Source organism: Syntrophorhabdales bacterium (assembly GCA_035541455.1).
Lineage (GTDB): Bacteria > Desulfobacterota > Syntrophorhabdia > Syntrophorhabdales > WCHB1-27 > JADGQN01.
Map to the genome: position 1 here is coordinate 1 of DATKNH010000085.1, position 19,942 is coordinate 19,942.

Sequence of the window (19,942 nt, forward strand, 5' to 3'; positions counted from 1 at the left end):
CCTCGATGTAGTAAACGCCAGGGTACTTTGTCTTATATCGGTTTATCGCTGGCATAGGCACCTCTCTGTCTTAAGCCTTCTTTTGTGAAAACCATTCCCCACAGACGGTCGCCGATTTGAGCCGGTACCCTTCATTTCGGAAAATTCCCCACAAGAACCGTCCTCGGGTTTTATAGCCGGTACTCTCAATTCCTCAAACTATTCCCCACACTATTCCCCACATCAAAAATAGAATCTCACGTACCTTCTGGTAAGTCAAGATAAGATTAATGTGTGTAGAAAGGCTTAAATACAGGCTTTGGAAAGGGTAGGTATACAATGTGGTAAATTGAGGTAAGAATATCAAAATGGTCTTTCAAGCCGGCAACTCGGGTTCAAATCCCGATGGGGACGCTTTCTTTATGTTGCAATTCAGTTAAGGACTTTTCCCAGTAACGGCAGACGAGATATTTGTCTGTACCCTTTCTCCTGCAGTATTGAATGTTGTCTCACACAATCAGGTTCCAGCATCACACAGAGCGATAGGGGTTACGACGAGATCGAAACGAAAAAAATTGTTCTCCGAAGTATACAAACAGGCACGTACTTGGCATAAACATTGCAGCTTGAGTCGGATGGAAAATACCACCATGAAGAAAGGTGGCAAACCCATCCGCAATCCTTACGTCGTGCTCCGCGAGGAGTTCGACGACTGGGCCATTCTTTTTCATCCCGATACCGGTCGCGGGTTTGGCCTGAACCCCACCGGCGTCTATGTGTGGAAGCTCCTCGACGGAGAACACTCAATTGATGGCATCATCGGGGCCCTGTGTTGGGATGGCGAGAATATCCCGCAAGCAGTAGACGAGCACCTTGCAGTGTTCCTGGAGGAGCTTGTCCGCCATGGGCTCGCCGGACGTGGACGGGCACGCGCTCACGACGAGGGAAGGATCGCGCCGCCGCCGTGTCCCACGCGTCCGCCCGAGGCGGGTCATGACGAACTGGAATTCACGTACGAACCTCCTAGGCTGGTCGATCTGAGGGTTGATGATTTTGCAGCCCGAGGGTCCGGGGAATGCTGTAACGGTTCAGTAGCCTCGGACTCCGGCTGCAGCAGCGGGGGTGCACCATACCAATGGGGTTGCTGGGATGGATCCTGCACTCAAGAGAGATGCCACAACGGAAACACCGCCCAGTACCAATGCAATTGCGGTTACAACCTGTACAACAACGGTTATACCTGCGGATACGGAGCCTGCGATAAAGTCAGCTGCTCAGGTACCGGCGTGAGCAGTCCCGGGCTGTGTTCAGTAGGATCCTCCCACTGACTCCGGGGAAATCCAGAAGCTCAGAAACGTTACAAGATCTTTCGAATCAGGTAGGAGTCGCTTCCACGCCCCACTCTTGCAGCCGTTTCAAAACAGTCGTCACCAGCGCGTCGATACGGCTTTTCAGAACGTCTGTCATGTCGAGTCCAATATCGACGGAGCCCGGCTGAATGCCTACGAGACAGATCTCTGCAGGCAGTGTGTCGCTCATCCTCGCAGCAAAAAGCAAATCGGAGAGCCCCACGTGATGAGCCGACACCTGAGCAGTCAGAAATGAAGGGATAGAATCCTTTTCAAGGATCATGATCGAGCCGGGTGGTTCTCCGGTATCAACCGCATCAACAAAAAGCACCCTTCTGTAATCTTCGATCACGGGCAGCAGATCGAGGCCTGCAGTGCCGCCATCGATGAGATCGATCTGCGGCTTGAACCTGTATCTCTCCCTTATGGCTTCTAGTATGCGTACGCCGACGCCATCATCCTGCATGAGGATATTGCCCAGGCCGATAATGCAGATCTTATTCTTCACGGCATGTCTTGTGGCCGGAGAAGATGGAACTCATCACGCAGTTATCTTCCACCAGGTCCGTCGTCCACCCGATGTACATATGCACGATAGGAAAGACGATCAGAAACCACATGATGAAGTGATGAATCAGACGGATTTCCTGCACAGGAAAATAAGGAAGTATCCAACCACCCACGACCTTCCAGAAGAGACCCACGTGGCTCTGTGACATGAGGGCAAAACCTGTGAGTATGGAAACAAGATAGCCCAGGAAGAGCACCACGTACGCCATTCCGGCGAGAATCGAATGACCAAGGACGAAGGGCGGACGGGGATCCAGCAAGAGATAAAACCGCAGATCGTGATAGAGCTCGTTAAGGCGCTCCTTCGTGTAGGGGATCATTGTGCTCCACCGTGCATACCTGTTGCCGATAAACCCCCAGTAAATACGCAGCAGCACGCCCATGGCAAAGACATATGCTGTCGAGAAATGTATCAGCCTCATCCAGCCCATGACGAACTGGTTGTGGGGGTTGGTGCCGTAGAATAGCGGGGATGTGCTGTCTATGTAAGGGTGACCGATGTAGTAACCGGTGAAGCTCAAGATGATCAGGCACGCTGCATTGACCCAGTGGGACAATCGGACCGGCGCTTCCCAGATATAGACATCAGTCAGCTTCAACGTGGAGCCAGTGTCACACTTCATTGCTTCTCCCTGGCGTGGACGACGTGAACTGCACATGCCATGCACGGATCAAATGAATGGACGGTCCTGAGTATTTCGAGGGGCTTGTCCGGGTCAGCCACGGGAGTGCCTATCAGCGAGGCCTCCACGGGTCCCCGTATTCCCTTTGCATCTCGTGGCGAGAGGTTCCAGGTGCTCGGAACCACGGCCTGGTAATTGGTGATCTTTCCGTTTCTGATCCGTACCCAGTGGCCGAGGGCACCGCGGGGCGCGTCGTGGAAGCCGTACCCTTTCGCCTCGTTCGGCCAGGTGCCGGGTTCCCACTTCTCCACCTGACAGATGCGGTAGTCACCCCTTTTGATGGTGCCGACGAGTTCGTCGATGAAGCCGGGTATCATCTCGGCTATGATCAGTGTTTCGATGCCGCGGGCGGCGACGCGGCCGAGCGTGGAGAAAAGCGCGTCGGGTCCGACTTTAAGCCTTTGCAGCACCATGTCAACGGTTTCTTTAACCCCCTTATGGCCAGATGCATACGCCACGAGCACGCGTGCTAGAGGGCCTACTTCCATCGGCATTTCTTCGTAGCGCGGCGTCTTAAGCCAGCTGTATTTTGCCTCAGTGTTCAGATGCTCGTACGGGGGCTTCGGTCCTGTATACTTCGCGTTCGTCTCCCCCTCCCATGGATGTTTTCCCTTCTGATCTCCTTCGCCGTACTCGTACCACGAGTGGGTCACATACTCGGCGATCTTCTTCTGGTCGACGGGCAGGATATTGGTCAAGTCTTTTCCAAGAATCATCCCTTTCGGCAGTTGAAGGTTATCAGTGTTGGTCCGGTTGTCTCCAGGAAATTCCCCATAGGTCATGTAATTCCCGACCCCGCTGCCGTAGGCGGCCCAATCCTTGTAATACGAAGCTATGGCCAGGAGGTCCGGTATATAGACCTTGCTGACAAAGTCAATAGCCTGTTGCGTCAGTTGAGACATGAGCGCAATAGCATCGGCATTGATGGCATTCTGGCTGGCGGGATCTACCGGCCGCGCTATCCCTCCCACGAGGTAGGTCTGCAGGTGCGGATTTTTTGCGCCGAGGAGAGCGTGTATTTTCGCGATGCCTCTTTGCCACTCGAGGGCCTCCAGGTAGTGGGCCACTCCCAAAAGGTTCACCTCGGGTGGGAGTTTGTAAGCCGGGTGTCCCCAATAGCCGTTTGCAAAAGGGCCGAGTTGTCCCGTGTCGACGAGACCCTTGACGCGCTTTTGCACCATCGCGAAGAAGGCGGCACCGGAGTTCGGCCAGTCGGACAATGACTGCGCAATTGATGCGGTCTTTGCGGGATCGGCCTTAAGCGCACTCACAATGTCAATCCAGTCGAGACCGTGAAGATGATAGAAGTGGATCACGTGGTCCTGCACGTATTGCACAGCCGCAATGATGTTCCGCATTATACGTGCATTGTCAGGGATCGTCATGCCCAGTGCGTCCTCCACTGCCCGGACAGAAGCGAGCGCATGCACCGTGGTGCAGACACCGCAGATTCTCTGGCAAAAAAGCCAGGCATCTCTGGGATCGCGGTCCTTGAGCACGATTTCGATACCTCTGAACATTGTACTCGATGACCAGGCATCGACGACTTTTCCATTCTCGACCTGCGCCTCGATGCGCAGGTGGCCTTCCAGACGGGTTACTGGATCTATTACTATCCGTGCCATGGTGGACCCTTCCATTCAGTTTTTGGCTGAGCTTTTAACTCCTCTTTGGGTTTTTTCTTTCGCTTTATCAGGCGCGCTATCACGTGGATGAGAATACCTCCGACTGTCGCGGAGGTGACGGCGAGCCCGACTTTATCCGCTGTTGTTTCAACGGTGATGCCGAAGGGCTGCGGGAGCCTCCGGTAGAACGGGGTCATCTGATCCCAGAAATCAGGCGCAGCGCAGGCGATGCACCCGTGGCCTGACTGCACGGGCCAGCTGGTGCGCTCATTGTATTTGACCGTGGGGCAGTTCTGGTAAGCAGCAGGCCCCTTACACCCCATATAGTAAAGACACCAGCCGAGCCTATGCCCCTCATCGCCCCACTGTCTCACGTACTGACCCGCATCGAAATGGGAGCGTCTCTCGCAATTGTCATGGATCCGTTTGCCGAAAGCGAAGAGCGGCCTTCCCAGGGCGTCGAGCGCAGGCAGCACGCCGAACGTAAGATAATGGACGATCGCTGCTGTTATATTTTCCGTATTGACAGGGCAGCCCGCGAGGTTGATGACTGTTGCCCCCGGTACTGCGTCGCGCACGCCCACCGCGCCTGTGGGATTCGGGTGCGCCTTAGGTATGCCTCCGAACGTGGCGCAAGTCCCCATCGCGAAGGTGGCAATAGCGCCCCCACAAACTTCGCGGACGATGTCCACGGCGCTGCGGCCTGCGATGCAGCAGTAAGCCCCATTCTCGCCGAGCGGGATGGAGCCCTCAACTGCGGCGAAGTATTTTCCTTTATGGTTTTTCAGTACGTCCGCGAGAGACTTCTCCGCTTGCTTGCCAGCCGGCGCCATGATGGTCTCGGTGTAGTCGAGGGAGAGTATGTCGAGAATCAGTTCGCTGGCGGTCGGCTTTGCGGCCCTGAGCAGCGCTTCGGTATCTCCCGTGCAACTCTGACACTCTATCCAGACGAGGATCGGTTTCTTCTTTGTCTCCAGTGCGTGTGCAATCCGGGGCACGTAGCTCTGAGAGAGCCCGAGTGCTGCGGCCATCGCCGAGCAGAACTTGAGAAAATCACGGCGGGTGATACCCCGTTCGAGCATCTCCGCGAGCAGACTATCGGCTGCCATAAACCATCCTCCCCTTAGCGCTGAGTTCAAGCCCGACTGTTGAAAATATAGTGTCACCGGTGGCGGCGTGCAACGCCGTCCGGGACGTACCGTGTGTTCATCATTCGGAGTTTACTTCCCTACAACAGCCCCAGGATGATGGCTACCCCGCAGAAAAAATAGAGCATGCGCACGTAGCGTCCCTGCCCGTGGAGATCTTGCCAGTCCGCAGTGCGGCGGACAAGTCCTATCATCCTTGCAAAGATGGGCAGCGTCAGAAGGGCAAGTAGAGAGAGCCACGAGAGCGGCCCGAACACTGACATGAGCAGAATTGAAAGGTATATGACTACCCAGAATGCCACCAGCGCAGCGAATGGGCGGCCGGCCCCCGCCATGATCCAGCCAATTGCGATTGGGATGATTGTTGCCACGAAGAAGGGCGGCCTGCTTGCCTGTGTCCAGGCGTTTAGTTTGTCCCACGTCATGTTCTCAGTTCTCGTATCCCGACGCTTCAATACGGGTGAGCGATAAATTGCCTGCGGTACCTGCTCTTTCGATCGCTGATTCTATCAGAACGTGTGTAGCCTTTCAATACAGCCGGGGTATTGTGTGATCGCCTCAGCAATGTAGTTCTGCAGCGATGGGAACTGTCGAAAGATGTGCTCGTTTTTTTATTGACATTCTCTCAGGGAGAGTCAATGATTGTGCTATTCGTAAGCATTTTTTCACATCGATTGTACAAGGAGAGCGATAACATGGTGAGAAGAAGACTGTTACCCTTTATTGTTGTCCTGGTTATGTGCGGGCCGGGTCAATTTTTCGGGCTCTGTCATGCCGCAGGGTACCCGGATCATAACATCCAATTGGTGGTTCCCTATCCTGCGGGTTCAGGGGCAGACATCACCGCCAGGATATTGATAGGGGAGCTGGAGAAAATACTCGGTGCGAAAATCATTCCGAACAATAAGCCGGGGGCGTCCAGTGTTCTCGGCACGGACGCGGTGGTCAGGGGGAAGAAGGACGGATATACGCTCCTCTACGGCAGTTCCGCGGGATTTGTCTATGCCCCTGTCGCCAACCCTGAGGTTCTCCACTATGACCCCCTCAAGGACGCCGAGCCTTTAGGTTTTCACTACTTCTTTCCCTCTGTCCTTGCCGTCAGGCCGGATGCGCCATGGAAAACCTTTCCCCAACTGGTTGAGTATGCGAAGAAAAACCCGAGCAAGATCCGTGTCAGTACTACGGGCGTAGGATCAGGACCCCACTTCGTGCTCGAGATACTTCAATCCGTTACGGGAACGACGATGACGCATGTTCCCTTTGAGGGTGGTGAAGCGGTTCTCACCGCTCTGTTGGGAGGACACGTGGAGGCTACAGTTGATGCTTTTTCCAAGGTGAAGCCCCACGCAGACGCGGGAAAGATGCGAATGCTTTTGACGACTAACAAACTGCCCGGGTACTCCGACGTTCCAACCATCAGTGAGCTGGGCTACAAACAAAGCCTGCCGGGAAGCTGGTTCGTGCTCTTCGCACCCACGGGCATTCCGGAAGAAGTGAGACGGGTACTGGTGCCCGCAGCCGAAAAGGCGATAAAGGCCACTAAGCCGAAGATCGATCAACTCGGTGGGATCTGCGAATACAAGTCTCCCGCCGAAGTGAAGAAGATGATAGAACAGGAGTACGCAGGAGCCCTTGAAGTTGCGATTAAGATCGGGCTGCGCAAGCCATAAAAGACAGTTTCTCGATCTCGTTTCGGGCTCCGCTTACTGATACGTATCCGGGAATAGAGAAGAGAAACCCGCATCAGAAGAGTAGGCTAGGGGAATGGTCTGGCCTTCAGAGCGCTGTTGGGAAGTGCTGCTACCAAGATCCGCACACAGCATGCGCTCGTACACCCATCCGTTTTTGCCTGCATACTGACCGTCCAGTACGCGAATCCTTCTGACGCTCGAGAAGGTGAACGCGTCCTGCAGTTCGACTCTTGTTCCGCAGGTGACACGGAAGACCTTACGCTGGGCAAGAAGGGCCATAAGTGATATCTCACCGCACTCCTGCGTGAGGGCACACTCGATGAGGCGCTCCATGGTTTCCCGCTCCTGGGAGATGAAGACCGCGTCCCCCGAAGGGCTCGCCAGGGTCAATTCGCCGCTATGGCTGCACGATAACAAAGAAGCAAGGGCCAGAGCAATAAGGAAGCATCCTGTTTTCATAGTGCCTCCCTGTGCCTTTAGCACACATGCAACGAGGACGTCTCAAATAGCTGCGGATAGTCTCTACGGGGTTAACCTGGAAGAAGAGCCTGCACGAGGAGAAGGGAGGAATCTTCATCGCCGCTCTCCGGACGCCACCTTTGCGCAGTGGTGGCGACGTCGGTTGCAACATAACTCTAACCAACTGTAGGTGATCCCAGGGGGATTGTCAAGCAGTCCCGTGCTGTGTCGATTATCGACATACCCCGTATGCGTTTCACTTCCTGCATTTCGGAAGTGGTGCTCCATTAAGAAATGCGTTCATATCGACTATGCCATAGCGAAAACCGAATCTCCTCGTAGCAGGCCCGTTGTAAACAGGCTTAAAACTCCATGACGTGGGGTCGAACATCAGCCCCAATTTCAGCGATGACTGTAACCTGCCTTTCTTCGGAGGGAAGGTTCAAGTTGACCAGGTGTCGTCCGGGACTGACGAACACCTCTCTCTCGATCGTGTATCGCACTCTTTGCCCGCCCTCAGGATCCAACTCACCTTTCGCATCGTACTGCGGGAGCACCTCGTCGTGGCCATCATATTTCCACTCGAACGTTTTGCAGTACGGCTGCTATGGAAGTGCTTTTCATTGCCCTTCTCCTGTGTTTGTTTTAATCCTTTTGTCCTTCACTTCGAACCACCCGTAGAGCGTCGGCAATACGAGAAGGGTCATGAGGGTTGAGGTGAAAAGCCCGCCCACGACCGCGGCAGCCAGAGGTGAAATTCGAAAGCTCTTCTTGGAGATGCAGGTACTCTCGCGTGAGAGCCTCTCTTTCGCGAGAAAAGAGCACCTGAGCGAAGGCGTTTTTGATATCGGACTGAAGCAGGCGCGCGAGATCTTGTATTTCGAGTCTCGTCCGCTCCAGGCCGCTCGTCGCTGCGTCAATGCGCAGCCCGGGCTGACCCGCGATCTCGACGCTCTGCGACACGCTGACCTGGTTGTTCCTGAACGCGCCCCTGGGATCGCCGGGGGGCCGACCCTGAGTCGACATGCCGCCACCTAATGTTGGATTCGAAAAAGGCGGCAGCTTCGCTTTCGCCAGCTGTCCTCTGGCCGTCTCCTCCTCAAACCTGAATGCTCTAAGCTCCGGATTATATTTGAGACCCGTTGCCACCGCCTCATCAACCGTGAGAGCATGGACGGTGTTGACACAACAGATCACAAGAAGCATGGCTATGCCAGCACGAAGCATGAAAATCCTCGTGATGACAGAATTGGAAACGTTAAAGAAAATAAAAGGTCAGATCAGGAAGCGTTGCGGCTTGTAGATGGTGATGGCTACGCCTGAGAAGAGGCGCGGGAATTCTCGAAATGAACCATACTCAAACGAGATGAGTGTGGGCTCATGCATAGTGCTTACCATGAGTGGACTGAGGCACGCAGGGCAAATGCACGACTGATACCCGTTGTCTGAACTTCCCTCGTCGCCCGCACGCACCTGCTGCGAAGAGGAATCGCATGAAGCAACGAACGTTCGGCTGCAATGCGAGCAGAAATATATGCCAGTGGCTGAAATGAAGGTGCAGGCCGTAAGCACGGCGACTGCCACTATGCCCGCTGCAGGAGATCTTGGAAACAACTTGATGGCATAAGTTTGGCAAAACGTGTTGCAGGGGGTCAAGACCGGCAAGTAAGCCGGAAATGCATTTCCCTTTTCAGCACCCCTCTTGACAGGCAAGCAGAACCAAACTAGACGTCCTGCCAATCAGGAATAGTTCCGAATTGACCAAAACAGCCAAAAAATGATACTACAAAGCCTGAGGTGAAGCAGGAGTGCCCTCGTGACCAACGGTATTCATTTGCTCAGGACGTTCTGGTCTTCGGAAATCATCGCGGAGAGCCTTTACGGATTTCTGGCGGCCGGCTACCTCGACCCGGACAGAAGAAAGCTGATCATGCAGCTGGGAGGCATGGAGCGCGGTCACGCACACGCCTGGAACAAGATTGCCACTGACGCACACGGCGTGGCGTTCCATGTTTCTCTTCTCGTAAGATCAAAAATAGTGCTGCTTAAACTGCTCTCGCTTGTGCTGCCGCTCCCTATATTCATCCACTACATGGAGCATCGCGAGAAGCAAGCTATCCTTGACTACGCCGGACTGCTCGAGGCCTACAAAGATAATGAGAAGATCAGTAGTATCATCAGCAATATTGTCGTGCAGGAAATCAGCCATGAATGGCACATGATGGAACAGCTTGCGGACAAGCGATTATATATTGCGAAGGTCAAGGAAGCGATCCCGGGCATGACAGCAGGTACAATAGAAACGCTGGGGCTTGTTATTGGCTTGCTTGCGGCCCATGCCAGGACCTTTATGATAGGCCTGACGGGCGTGATTGCCATGATCCGAGGCATGATTGCGGAGACATCAGTTTCCTATATCTCGTCCAAAGAGCATCATGATTTTAATGAAGGGAACAACAAAGAGCTCGACGTAAAAAAAGAACTCAACCCTGCGGTACTACGGAGGGAACTCGAAAGGGACCTCCTAGAAAGGGGGGTCAGAAGTGAAACAGTGCAAGTCATCCTTGGAAGCGTCGGAGAGGACGCAGCTGTTCTGGCCAGCCTGGTGAGGACGATCAGGGCCGGTTCCGAGACTCTTCGGCCGGGCGAATCCATAAAGGCCACCGGTGTTTTCTTTGTCGTCGGGGCCCTGCCTGTCTTGATACCTTTCTTTGTGGGTACCCTGTTTGGTTCAAGCCCGTCGATTCCAGCAGTGATCGCCTTTGCCGTAGCGGTGGTCAGTATTTCCCTGGCCGGTCTTTTTACGGCCGTCCTTTCGGGCAAGAGAATTTCTACGAACATCCTGCACAACCTGTGCATAATCCTGGGAACCGCCGCGCTCACGTATCTCGTAGGTTCAGCAGCGCGCCTGTTCCTCGGGGTAACGCATTAGAGGAGAAGCCGGCCGCTGTCGGGCCACAGTGCATGCGGTTTCTGAAGATAGTGGAGGCGCTTTGAGAGACTGGAGTGAGACAATCGTAGATACGCCGCACGGCCCTATACGAGAGTTCGGGCCGCGGGCCAGCCTTTCGGACCATGCTACCCGGTTCATGATAGAACATATCAGGGTGCCCGACGGAGCGAAAGCTGCGGAAGCAGGCTGCGGCACCGGAGTTCTTTCCATATACATGGCTATGGCAGGAGTGCGACACGCGGTGGGAACGGATATTGACGAGGGCTCCCTCGCAGCAGCACGTCACAATGCAATGGTTAATGATGTAACGGGCGTAGAGTTCATACAGGGAAGCCTGCTCGATCCCGTACAGGGACCCCTCGACCTCGTCGTGGCTCTTCTCCCGCACAAACCGGCCCCGCGGCCCTTCAACAGAAGATACTATGGCGGTCCTGATGGCACCGACCTTCTGCTTGCTCTCATCGAGCAAGCTGCCCACAAGGTTTTATCCGGCGGGCGACTCTACCTCTACCTCAACAGCATCGCGAACCCGTTTCGTGTGGTAGCGGCACTGGACGCGCGGTTCCTGGTTCACCTGACAGGGGAAAAGAAAAGATATTTCACGCGCAAGGAGTTCGATGATCTTACGCCGGGAATGTTCGACTACCTCGGTGATCTGAGAAAAAAGGGCATGGCCGAATTCGATGAAGACGGGTCAGGGCCTTACTTCATGGCGCGAATCTACGAAGCGGTTCGACGGTGAGCGATAAGTACCTGATCATAAATGCAGACGACGGAGGCCTGTCGCCAGCGATAGATGAAGGGATTCTCGACACGATCCGTGCAGGTAGTATCACGTCGGTGAGTCTCCTCGTCAATCCTCCCTTTTCTCCTTGCATCAAGGCCTTCAAGGAATCGGGCGTGTCTATAGGCCTGCACCTGAACCTTACGTTAGGCAAACCTTGTACCCCTTCGCCACCTCCGCTGCTTGTGGATCAGGAAGGGCGTTTTCACGGATACGGGAGCAGTAATCATAGTGCGTTAGAGAGAGCCACAGTGAAAGTAGAGTTCTTACAGCAGCTTGACCGGTTCAGGGATCTTACGGGTACGGAGCCGACTCATCTCGATGTCCACAAGCACCTCCATCGAAGCAGTGCAGTCGTTCTCTCTGTGGTGCTGGAAATGGCAGTAATGCTGAATATTCCCTTGCGTTGCACCGACGACGCGGGGCGGAGCGCATGCAGGGCAGCGGAAATAATGGCAACAGACCATTTTCTTGGCGATGTGAAGCCCAGCCCTTATTGGACCATCGAGCGCCTGAAAGAACAACTTGAGCGCGTCTCTCCAGGCATTACGGAACTAATGTGTCATCCGGGCAGGAACGGGATGCCGATGGAAGGCATCACCTATATGGCGGAGCGGGATGAAGAACGAAGAACCTTCTGCTCATCCGAGGCAAGAGAGCTTCTTGCGTCACTCCGGCTTGTAAATTTCCGCACCGCGCCCTTTATAAGAAAGAACAGGTGAGGAGCCAGCAGCGTGTGTCACCATGAAGCTTGATATTCTTGACTACAGTGTGCATGGCAACGAAGCCGATACAGAGAGTGACGCGCTCCTGAAGGCAGCGTCGGAAGCCCTGGGTTACACAACGAGGATCGTTCTTCTGCAATCGGAGAAACATGTCCCGGAACTTCAAGAACGTGTCTGGTTGCGCTATGATCTGCGGTCCCGCAGGGAACTCGCGTGGATTGTCAGCGTGGCCGAGAACCTGGAGAAAAAGGGGCATCAGGTGTTTCCTTCGGCCCGCTCTATATTGTTGTCGGAAGATAAATGGGAAACGCATCTCGCTCTTCTCCACACAAGACTGCCGTTGATAGAAACCCATGATCTCAGTGCGACCGATCCCGGTGGAGCCACAATTGTCCTCAAGCCGCGCGTTGGATGGGGCGGTATGGGCATGAAGCTTCTTGAAAATGGCGCGGACGTTCTTTCTCAACTCTTGGAAGAGAAGAAAGAGTATATATGGCAGCCGTTTATACCGCACCGGCAAACGTGGACCGTGGTCATGGCGGGAGAATCCCTTCTTAGCATTCTTGAGAAACGGGCGACCTCGAATGACTTCCGCACAAATTTTCACTTTGGCGAGGAGGCACTGGAAGCCTCAGATCCCGGAGGAGCCGGCGACAGAGCGGCCCTTGCGCTTGATGCTGTGGGACTGGTTGCCGGAGGCGTGGATCTCATCGAAGCCGACGGGCAGCTTAAAGTGCTTGAAGTTAATTCGGCCCCATGCCTATGGTATGATAATCTTCCGGCTCTCGATCTCGCCGGACCCATGGTGCATTGCGTCATGGAATGGATGGATAGATTCAAGGAGGAATTTATCTAGCGAGCACGGCAAGCGAGAAGGGCAGGCCGGGTACCCGCTTGCGGGTGCGCCTTTGCCGCTGGAGGGCGCCGACGTGAGTCCCAAGGATGGATAGATAGTGAGAATCCTTATCTGCATACCGCATGCACTGGAGACACCCAGGGGGAATAGTGTTGCTGCGCTGCGCCTCAGCGCAGGATTTGAAAGGAGAGGCCACAGGGTATCGATCCTTGAGAACTGCGAGGGGCGGGGCCATAGCGAGGCCAGGGAGTGTGTCCGGAGCATTGGGCCTGACGTTGTGGTTGTGATGCATGCGTGGCGCTGTGCCACGGTATTCCACGCCGCGCGATCGACTGTGAACGGGCCCATGATCGTGTCGCTGCGCGGAACAGACAGCAATGAAATGCTGGAGGATGAGGAGAGACGTGCTGTCATACGATCAGTGCTGGAGTCGTCCCACGCCATAGCAGTCTTATCGGAACCCATGCGTAAGAGGGTCGTCAGACATTTGCCTGCGTCGCAAGGCAGGATAGCGGTTATTCCCAACGGTCTCGAACTTCCGGCCTCGCAAGCAGACTACAGGCAGAGACTGGCGCCAGACAGGAACACTTTTGTGATCGTGGGGCTGGCGGGTATCCGTGAGGAGAAAAGGATCCTGTGGCTCCTCAATGCGCTATCCGATGCGCGGACACAGAATCAGAACCTCGTCTATCTCCATGCAGGGCCGATCCTTGAAAAAAAGACGGGTGAGATGTTCAAGGAAATATGTGAGAAGGAAGCGTGGATACGGTACGAAGGAATCGTACCTCGCGAGGAAGTAGCCTCCTTCCTCAGAGCGGGTGATCTCTTTGTGTCGGCCAGCCGTTCCGAGGGAATGCCTCATGCGGTCCGGGAAGCTATGTTCGTGGGCCGTCCGTGTCTGCTCTCAGACATTGAAGGTCATCGCAATCTTGCCGAAGAAGGCGTTGAAGCAGTTTTTTTTAATGACAAGGAGAGTTTCTCCCGGAATCTGACCATGCTCATGCAGGACAGTGCGCTCAGAAGGCGCTTAGCGGAGAGCAGCCGTCATCGCGTAGAGAAGGAGCTTCTCCGGCAGGGCGAAATAGACGATTACCTCGCGCTCTTCACTACGATCGCGCAGAATCATGGCATGAGCGCGCATACAACCTAACCGTTGCCCCATCCCGCATAACCAAGTTATTTCCCCATCAGGGTTGCCGGAAGCCACGTGGCTATCTGCGGAAAGAAGAAGAGGAGTATCCCGCCGACAACCAGGCTTATCAGAAAAGGATAGACTCCCTGGTAAATCACCCCCATGGGTATTTTGGTAATCTGCTTCACGATAAAGACGCAGATAGCCACCGGGGGAATCACAACGCCTATCATGATCGTGATGGCAATAATCATGCTGAACCATATGGGGTTGTACCCGAGTTTGACAATGGCAGGGAAGAAGATCGGTGTTGCCAGGATCATGAAGGCGAGATCATCGATAAACGAACCGCCGATGAGGTAGATGAGAGAAATCAGGATCACGATAATCACAGGAGAGAAAGGCAGCGACACGATCCAGTCGGCTGCCAGCATGGGGATCTTGGTCACAGCAATGAAATGGCCGAGTATGGTGGAACTCATAACCAGCAGCAGGACCATGCAGGCGGTCCTGACAGATTCGATGATCGATTTGATGTAGCCCTTGAAATCGAGATCTCTCTTGAACAGGGTGAGAAGTAGAACCAGACACGTACCCACGCTGCCCGCTTCTGTAGGAGTGAAGAACCCCTTCATAATCCCGCCTACCATCAGCAGGAAGACCACCACCACCCAGCCGACTTCGGGAAGTACCTTGATACGGTCATGCCACGAGAACGTAGGACCTTTGGGACCCACTGCGGGATTGAGCTTGCACCATCCATAGATAACGATGACGAAGAATGAAGCGATAATGAGACCCGGAAAGACTCCGGCCAGAAAGAGCCTGCCGATCGACTGGTCGGAGATAATGCCGAATATGATAAGGGTCACGCTCGGAGGGAGCAGGATGCCGAGTGTGCCCACCGTGGCCACGATGCCCGACGATAGCCTCCTGTCGTAGCCGTACCGTTCCATTTCCGGAACCGCAACACTTGCAAAGGTGGCGGTGGTGGCAGGCGTAGAGCCGCATATGGCCTTGAAGGCTGTTGCACCAGCCACAGTAGATATGGCAAGGCCTCCGGGGATGTGTCCCACGTATTTATAGGATGCATCGAAGAGTTTTTTCGCGATGCCTGAGTTGAAAGCAATCTGCCCCATGAGGATGAAGAGCGGCACCACCGTGAGACTGTAAGAGGTAAAGACATCGAAGAAATCTTTAGCCAGAAGGTTCAACGCTGCTTCCCACGACATGAGATAGCCGAATCCTACGAAGCCCACGGCGATCATGGCAAAAGACATCTCTATGCCCGTCATGAAGAGGGCCAGCACCACTCCCAGGCCTATAACGCCTATCGTCACCTCATTCATACCTGCCTCCCGCGATCTTCAGGATGTCGCAGAGAAGCACCACGCACTGGACAAAGCAGCAGACCGCCAGTCCGTAGGCGACCGGATAGAAGGGCAGGTGCCGGGTGAGCGTCACCTCACCGGCCGTGTGAAGTTCATAGCCCAATTTGAGCAGGTTCCAGGCAATCAGCACGAAGAGGGTGATGCTGATGAGCCTTGTTATAACGTTGAACCCTATCTGCACCGGATTTGAAAGTTTGCGGTAAAACGTGTCCACAAAGATATGACCTCGCATCCATGACGTCATGGGAATGGCAAACCCGAGCACGACCGCCCCACCGAGGCCGACAAGTTCATAGGTGCCTATGATGGGATGGCCGAAGGTCCGGCCTATGACGTCGATGGTCGTAAGTAGCATCAGGCAGGTCAGGGCAACGCAGGAGACAGCCTGCATCCATTTGCTCACTTTTTCCACACATCCGAGTACTGCGTCCATGCGATCTCCTGTGAAAGCGCCGGCGAGGCAATGGGTCGTCCAAGTCCCATAGGGCCCATTACCTCAAGCCGACCGCTGCTAGCGTCTCTCTCGTTAGTGGCTCTTCACATAGTCCATGCAGAACTTTACTGCCTCATTGCCAGGCAAGCCTTTGGAGTTCAACTCTTTTATGTACTCCTCAAACATGGGCTTGAGCGCGGCCTTCCATTTTTCCTGTTCCTGTGCAGGCAGCACGATTACCTTTCCACCCTTTGAGATCAACAGGTCAGCTCCTTCCTTGTCCGCGTCGTCCCAGTTCTTGCCTGCCTTTTCTATCCATTCGGCATTGACCTGCTCGATAATTTTCTGATCGCCTGCAGGAATTGAATTCCATTTGTTCTTGTTCATGAAAATATAGGCGGCATTGACATGCGAGGCGCCGTAGTTTGTCGCGAAGCTCAAGACTTCGGCGAGCTTCCATCCCTTCATGACTTCCGTGGGGCCGACCACACCATTCACCACGCCTCTGGCCAGCGCATCGTACGCGTCGCCCATGGGCATGCCCACGGGAGCGCCGCCGAGGTACTCGACTATTTTTGCGCTCGTGCCTGTTGAGCGTATCTTCAATCCCTTCACTTCCTCCAGCTTTGTTACCTCCTTCTTCGTATCGAGGAATTGCGGCCCGGCAGTGTAGAAGAACATGATTTTCACATCGTCATATTCCTTGGGCTTGAACTTGTTATAGAACTCGTTGGTGAGACGGGTGCCCATCATCGCGCTCTTGTAGCCGTACGGAAGGTCGATCGTCTCGATGAGGGGGAAGCGTCCCTTGGTGTACCCTGCAAAGGTGTCTCCCAGGTCTGCGATGCCTTTTCTCACACTGTCAAAGACCTGGGTCGTGGGTGCCAGGATGCCGCCCGGGAAGAAGTCGATCTTGACTCTGCCGTTTGTTCTCTTTTCCACCTCTTTGCACCAGTCAGCCATGAGCATGGCAAAACGGTGTGTGGCGGGAAAGGTCGACTCAGAGAACTTGAGCGTAATAACTTTCTGCTCTGCGGCGTAAGTGGACGTACCCGTCAGACCCACCAGAAGGGCAACACCGATCACCAGACAGAGTGCTACTATGGTTTTACTCATCACAACACCTCCGCTTGTTTGAATTTACAATCTTGCGTCATTACCTGCTCACTGCTTGTCAGCCGGAAGGATAAGACCGGAGAAGGGTCATTCTGTCCGTGAGCCTTCCCATAGATGTACCCCAGCGGACCCCGGCTGTCAAGAGCATTGTGGGTCTACAGGTTCAACGTCCGGCAGGATGCAACGGCGCGTGGCTCTGGCAGTGATCAGCGATTGCCGTTGAAGGGCGGTGTAAAGCGGCTGATCGATTCCTCCTGGTCCGGCGGCGCAAAGTCATCATTGGGATAGAAGGTGAGTGCCTTCGACATGAAGTCGATCCATATGGGCAAAGCTGCGATGGCGCCCGATTCCCTTCCTGCCAGATGCGTTTCCTTGTCGTAGCCGACCCACACGGCGCACAGCAGGTTTGGCGAAAAGCCTATGAACCACGCATCCCTGAAGTCATTGGTGGTCCCGGTCTTCCCTGCCAGATAATACGGCATGCGCGATGCCTTGGCAGCGGTTCCCTGCTTGATAACACCTTTCATCATGTCGACCAGCGTGAATGCTTCTTCGGGATTTACCACGGGTTCCGGATCGGCAGGCTGGTCAGAGTATATTTCCTCGTTGTCGACAGTGGAGATCGATTGTATCACTTTCGGCGGCAGGTAGGTGCCACCGCGCGCCACAGTAGCGTACGCCAGAGCCAGCTCCAGCGGTATCACCTCTGTTGAACCTAAGGCCAGCGACAGGTTCGGTTCAAAATTGGAGGACAGGTGGAGCCTCTTTGCCAGTTCGATGACATTCTGTACACCGATCTTATCCAGAAGCCTCACCGTGGCCGTGTTGAGCGAGAGCTCCAGAGCCTTTCGCATGGGTACGTCGCCATGGTATTCGTTATTGTAATTGTGAGGAGACCAGACCTGTTTTGTCCATGGATTGGTGAAGGAGACAGGCGCATCTCTCAGCATATAGGTGGGTTTCAGGCCTTCTTCAAGCGCGGCGAGATAAATGATAGGTTTGAATGAGGACCCGGGCTGTCGCTTCGCTTGCGTCATCCTGTTGTAGGGTGACGTTGCAAAATCCTTCCCTCCGATGAGTACTTTCACTTCTCCGGTCTTCACCTCGATGGCAACGAGCGCCATCTCCGGAAGCTCAGAGACGCGCGGGTGCCGCTCCCTGTAGGCGAGAAGCCCTTTTTCGATGGCTGCATTGGCGAACTCGGTCATCTGCAGGCTGAGACTTGTTTTAACATTGAGTCCCTGCGTGTAAATCTCATCTTTGCTGGAGATGTGCTCTTCCATGACCTGTTTCACGTAATCGATGAAAAATCCGTTCTTGCGTGCGTAAATCCTGAAGGGGGCAAGTGCAAGAGGGGCCATGGCCGCTCTCACCTGGTCGTCCCTGCTGATGAAGCCCGCCTCATACATTTTTCTCAGAACCAGGTTCCGCCTTTCCATCGCCTTGGGAATATTCTTGAAAGGGGACGAGCGGGATGGCGATTTGGTGAGCGAGGCGAGGGTCGCAGCCTCCTGAAGATTGAGGTCGCGGGCCTTTTTGTGAAAATAGGTGTAACTTGCAGCCTCGACCCCGTAGGCGCCTTCACCAAGATAGATGAGGTTGAGATACATGCTGAGTATTTCATCTTTTGAGTACGTGCGCTCTATATTAACGGCCAGTATGGCCTCTTCTATCTTCCGCTTGAAGCTCTTGGTCGGCGAGAGGAAAAGATTTCGGGCAAGCTGCTGGGTGATGGTGGAGGCTCCCTCCGAGAAGCTCTGCCGCATCACGTTTCGGTATGCCGCGCGGAAGATACCCCTGAAGTCGATCCCTACGTGGTTATAAAAGCGTACGTCTTCTATGGCAATGAAGGCAAGCCGCAATTGCTTCGGCATCTCGCTCGTCGGAATGGGAATCCTCTTTTCCACGAAAAGCTCAGCATAGAGCGTTCCGTCGTCCGCGTAGAGACGCGTAGCCGACTTGGGCTTGAAGGTTTCAAGCTGCTTGATGTCGGGAAGTTCAAGGTAATTGACGAGGCTGTAAGAGAAGCCTGTGCCCAGCGCTGCAGGGATAAAGAAGAGGAGTACGGCGAACTTTATAATCCTTGACATGAAGCGCCATAGTATAGCTTATATGGGTGGTGGAGGCAACAAAACAGAAGGTCATCACCGTTGCCGGCCCTACGTGCACGGGCAAGTCGGAATGTGGCGTGTGGCTTGCGAAAGAGTTTGACGGGGAGATAGTGAACGCCGATTCAATGCAGGTCTACAAGTACTTTGACATCGGCAGTGCCAAACCCCCATCGGCGGTGAAGAAGGAAATCACCCACCATCTTGTTGATATGGTGGAGCCTGAGGAGGACTTTAACGGCGCACTCTTCAGGGAGGCTGCTGACCGGGCAATCAATGACATCGGGTCAAGAAAGAAGATACCGATCGTTGTGGGAGGAACCGGCCTCTACCTGCGTATACTGCTGCACGGTCTATTTGCCGTCAAAGGAGATGCGTCGGTCAGGGAGAATCTGAGACTGCGCTACCAGAGAGAGCCGGAAGCAATGTACGAGGAGCTTGCGCAGATCGACCCGTCGTATGCTGCAAAGATAAGCCCGAATGACAGGATCAGGGTTATACGGGCTATTGAGATCTATTACAGCTCCGGTGTGAGTGTGTCCGAATGGCAGGAACGCCACGGCTTCAGGGAGCAGCGCTACGATGCATACAACATAGGACTCGAACGGGAACGGGCCGAACTCTACGATAGTATCAACAGCCGGGTTGACAGCATGCTGCAGGCAGGCTGGGTGGACGAAGTCAGGAGGTTGCTGGATGCCGGCTACTCAAGAAATCTAAAGCCTTTCCTGAGCATAGGGTATCGGGATATTCTACTTTACCTGGACGGCGCTCTCGGTTATGCTGAGATGGTCACAAAAATTAAACAAGAGACGCGTCATTACGCCAAGAGACAGATGACGTGGTTCTTTCGTGACAAGGGAATAAGCTGGTTCCGATATCCTGAAGACAGGGAAAAAATAAAGGCGGAGGTGAGACAATTTCTACAACAGAACTGAAA

At 54.3% G+C, this 19,942-nt stretch carries 19 protein-coding genes; 8 read left to right on the forward strand and 11 right to left on the reverse strand.

Translation table 11 applies throughout. From position 1 onward, the window contains the following. The first annotated feature begins 629 nt into the window (after positions 1–629). Positions 630–1,307: a PqqD family peptide modification chaperone gene (locus VMT71_08790; protein HVN24056.1), complete on the forward strand. Its 678-nt coding sequence runs from the start codon at positions 630–632 to the stop codon at positions 1,305–1,307. A 46-nt stretch (positions 1,308–1,353) separates the two neighbouring features. Here the strand turns inward: VMT71_08790 and VMT71_08795 are convergent, their stop codons facing one another. The 5 genes from VMT71_08795 to VMT71_08815 form a co-directional block, all read right to left on the reverse strand. Then, a complete protein-coding gene (locus VMT71_08795; GenBank protein ID HVN24057.1) occupies positions 1,354–1,836 on the reverse strand; it encodes a HyaD/HybD family hydrogenase maturation endopeptidase in 483 nt (160 codons plus the stop codon). Then, entirely contained in the window at positions 1,826–2,521 is a 696-nt protein-coding gene (gene cybH / locus VMT71_08800) for a Ni/Fe-hydrogenase, b-type cytochrome subunit (GenBank protein HVN24058.1), read from the reverse strand. Before cybH ends, VMT71_08795 begins: the two co-directional genes overlap by 11 nt. Next, the gene (locus VMT71_08805) at positions 2,518–4,206 is read right to left on the reverse strand and encodes a nickel-dependent hydrogenase large subunit (GenBank protein HVN24059.1); all 1,689 of its coding nucleotides are present in this window, start codon (positions 4,204–4,206) and stop codon (positions 2,518–2,520) included. The genes cybH and VMT71_08805 overlap by 4 nt, the downstream gene beginning before the upstream one ends. Further along, positions 4,194–5,315, reverse strand: coding sequence for a hydrogenase small subunit (locus VMT71_08810; GenBank protein HVN24060.1), 1,122 nt, complete (start codon positions 5,313–5,315; stop codon positions 4,194–4,196). The genes VMT71_08805 and VMT71_08810 overlap by 13 nt, the downstream gene beginning before the upstream one ends. 119 nt (positions 5,316–5,434) lie before the next feature. Then, positions 5,435–5,779 carry a hypothetical protein gene (locus tag VMT71_08815; protein HVN24061.1) on the reverse strand — a complete coding sequence of 115 codons (345 nt, stop codon included), beginning with the start codon at positions 5,777–5,779 and terminating at the stop codon, positions 5,435–5,437. A gap of 270 nt (positions 5,780–6,049) precedes the next feature. Between VMT71_08815 and VMT71_08820 the strand changes: the two genes are divergently transcribed. After that, on the forward strand, positions 6,050–7,024 hold the full coding sequence (locus tag VMT71_08820) for a tripartite tricarboxylate transporter substrate binding protein (protein HVN24062.1): 975 nt from the start codon (positions 6,050–6,052) through the stop codon (positions 7,022–7,024). A 33-nt stretch (positions 7,025–7,057) separates the two neighbouring features. Here VMT71_08820 and VMT71_08825 read toward each other — a convergent pair whose 3' ends face one another. Continuing rightward, the gene (locus VMT71_08825) at positions 7,058–7,504 is read right to left on the reverse strand and encodes a hypothetical protein (GenBank protein HVN24063.1); all 447 of its coding nucleotides are present in this window, start codon (positions 7,502–7,504) and stop codon (positions 7,058–7,060) included. Between the two features lie 645 nt (positions 7,505–8,149). Beyond that, a complete protein-coding gene (locus VMT71_08830) occupies positions 8,150–8,731 on the reverse strand; it encodes a TolC family protein (protein HVN24064.1) in 582 nt (193 codons plus the stop codon). A 589-nt stretch (positions 8,732–9,320) separates the two neighbouring features. Here VMT71_08830 and VMT71_08835 point away from each other — a divergent pair. The 5 genes from VMT71_08835 to VMT71_08855 all read left to right on the forward strand — a co-directional run bounded on the left by VMT71_08835 (position 9,321) and on the right by VMT71_08855 (position 13,972). Beyond that, complete coding sequence (locus VMT71_08835) at positions 9,321–10,436, forward strand: VIT1/CCC1 transporter family protein (GenBank protein ID HVN24065.1); 1,116 nt, start codon at positions 9,321–9,323, stop codon at positions 10,434–10,436. Between the two features lie 61 nt (positions 10,437–10,497). After that, on the forward strand, positions 10,498–11,199 hold the full coding sequence (locus tag VMT71_08840) for a methyltransferase (protein ID HVN24066.1): 702 nt from the start codon (positions 10,498–10,500) through the stop codon (positions 11,197–11,199). Further along, complete coding sequence (locus VMT71_08845) at positions 11,196–11,963, forward strand: ChbG/HpnK family deacetylase (protein HVN24067.1); 768 nt, start codon at positions 11,196–11,198, stop codon at positions 11,961–11,963. The genes VMT71_08840 and VMT71_08845 overlap by 4 nt, the downstream gene beginning before the upstream one ends. A gap of 22 nt (positions 11,964–11,985) precedes the next feature. Further along, positions 11,986–12,822, forward strand: coding sequence for an ATP-grasp domain-containing protein (locus VMT71_08850; GenBank protein ID HVN24068.1), 837 nt, complete (start codon positions 11,986–11,988; stop codon positions 12,820–12,822). 97 nt (positions 12,823–12,919) lie between these two features. After that, positions 12,920–13,972 carry a glycosyltransferase gene (locus tag VMT71_08855; GenBank protein ID HVN24069.1) on the forward strand — a complete coding sequence of 351 codons (1,053 nt, stop codon included), beginning with the start codon at positions 12,920–12,922 and terminating at the stop codon, positions 13,970–13,972. A gap of 26 nt (positions 13,973–13,998) precedes the next feature. Here VMT71_08855 and VMT71_08860 read toward each other — a convergent pair whose 3' ends face one another. The 4 genes from VMT71_08860 to VMT71_08875 all read right to left on the reverse strand — a co-directional run bounded on the left by VMT71_08860 (position 13,999) and on the right by VMT71_08875 (position 18,984). Further along, the gene (locus VMT71_08860) at positions 13,999–15,303 is read right to left on the reverse strand and encodes a TRAP transporter large permease (GenBank protein HVN24070.1); all 1,305 of its coding nucleotides are present in this window, start codon (positions 15,301–15,303) and stop codon (positions 13,999–14,001) included. Continuing rightward, positions 15,296–15,778 (reverse strand): TRAP transporter small permease, encoded by a 483-nt coding sequence (locus VMT71_08865; protein HVN24071.1) that lies wholly within the window; start codon positions 15,776–15,778, stop codon positions 15,296–15,298. The genes VMT71_08860 and VMT71_08865 overlap by 8 nt, the downstream gene beginning before the upstream one ends. A 93-nt stretch (positions 15,779–15,871) precedes the next feature. Continuing rightward, positions 15,872–16,894, reverse strand: coding sequence for a TRAP transporter substrate-binding protein (locus tag VMT71_08870; protein HVN24072.1), 1,023 nt, complete (start codon positions 16,892–16,894; stop codon positions 15,872–15,874). 206 nt (positions 16,895–17,100) lie between these two features. Next, the gene (locus tag VMT71_08875) at positions 17,101–18,984 is read right to left on the reverse strand and encodes a PBP1A family penicillin-binding protein (protein HVN24073.1); all 1,884 of its coding nucleotides are present in this window, start codon (positions 18,982–18,984) and stop codon (positions 17,101–17,103) included. 26 nt (positions 18,985–19,010) lie between these two features. On the opposite strand from VMT71_08875, the gene miaA reads away from it, so the two are divergent. Next, positions 19,011–19,940 (forward strand): tRNA (adenosine(37)-N6)-dimethylallyltransferase MiaA, encoded by a 930-nt coding sequence (gene miaA, locus VMT71_08880; protein HVN24074.1) that lies wholly within the window; start codon positions 19,011–19,013, stop codon positions 19,938–19,940. The last annotated feature ends 2 nt before the right edge of the window (positions 19,941–19,942 follow it).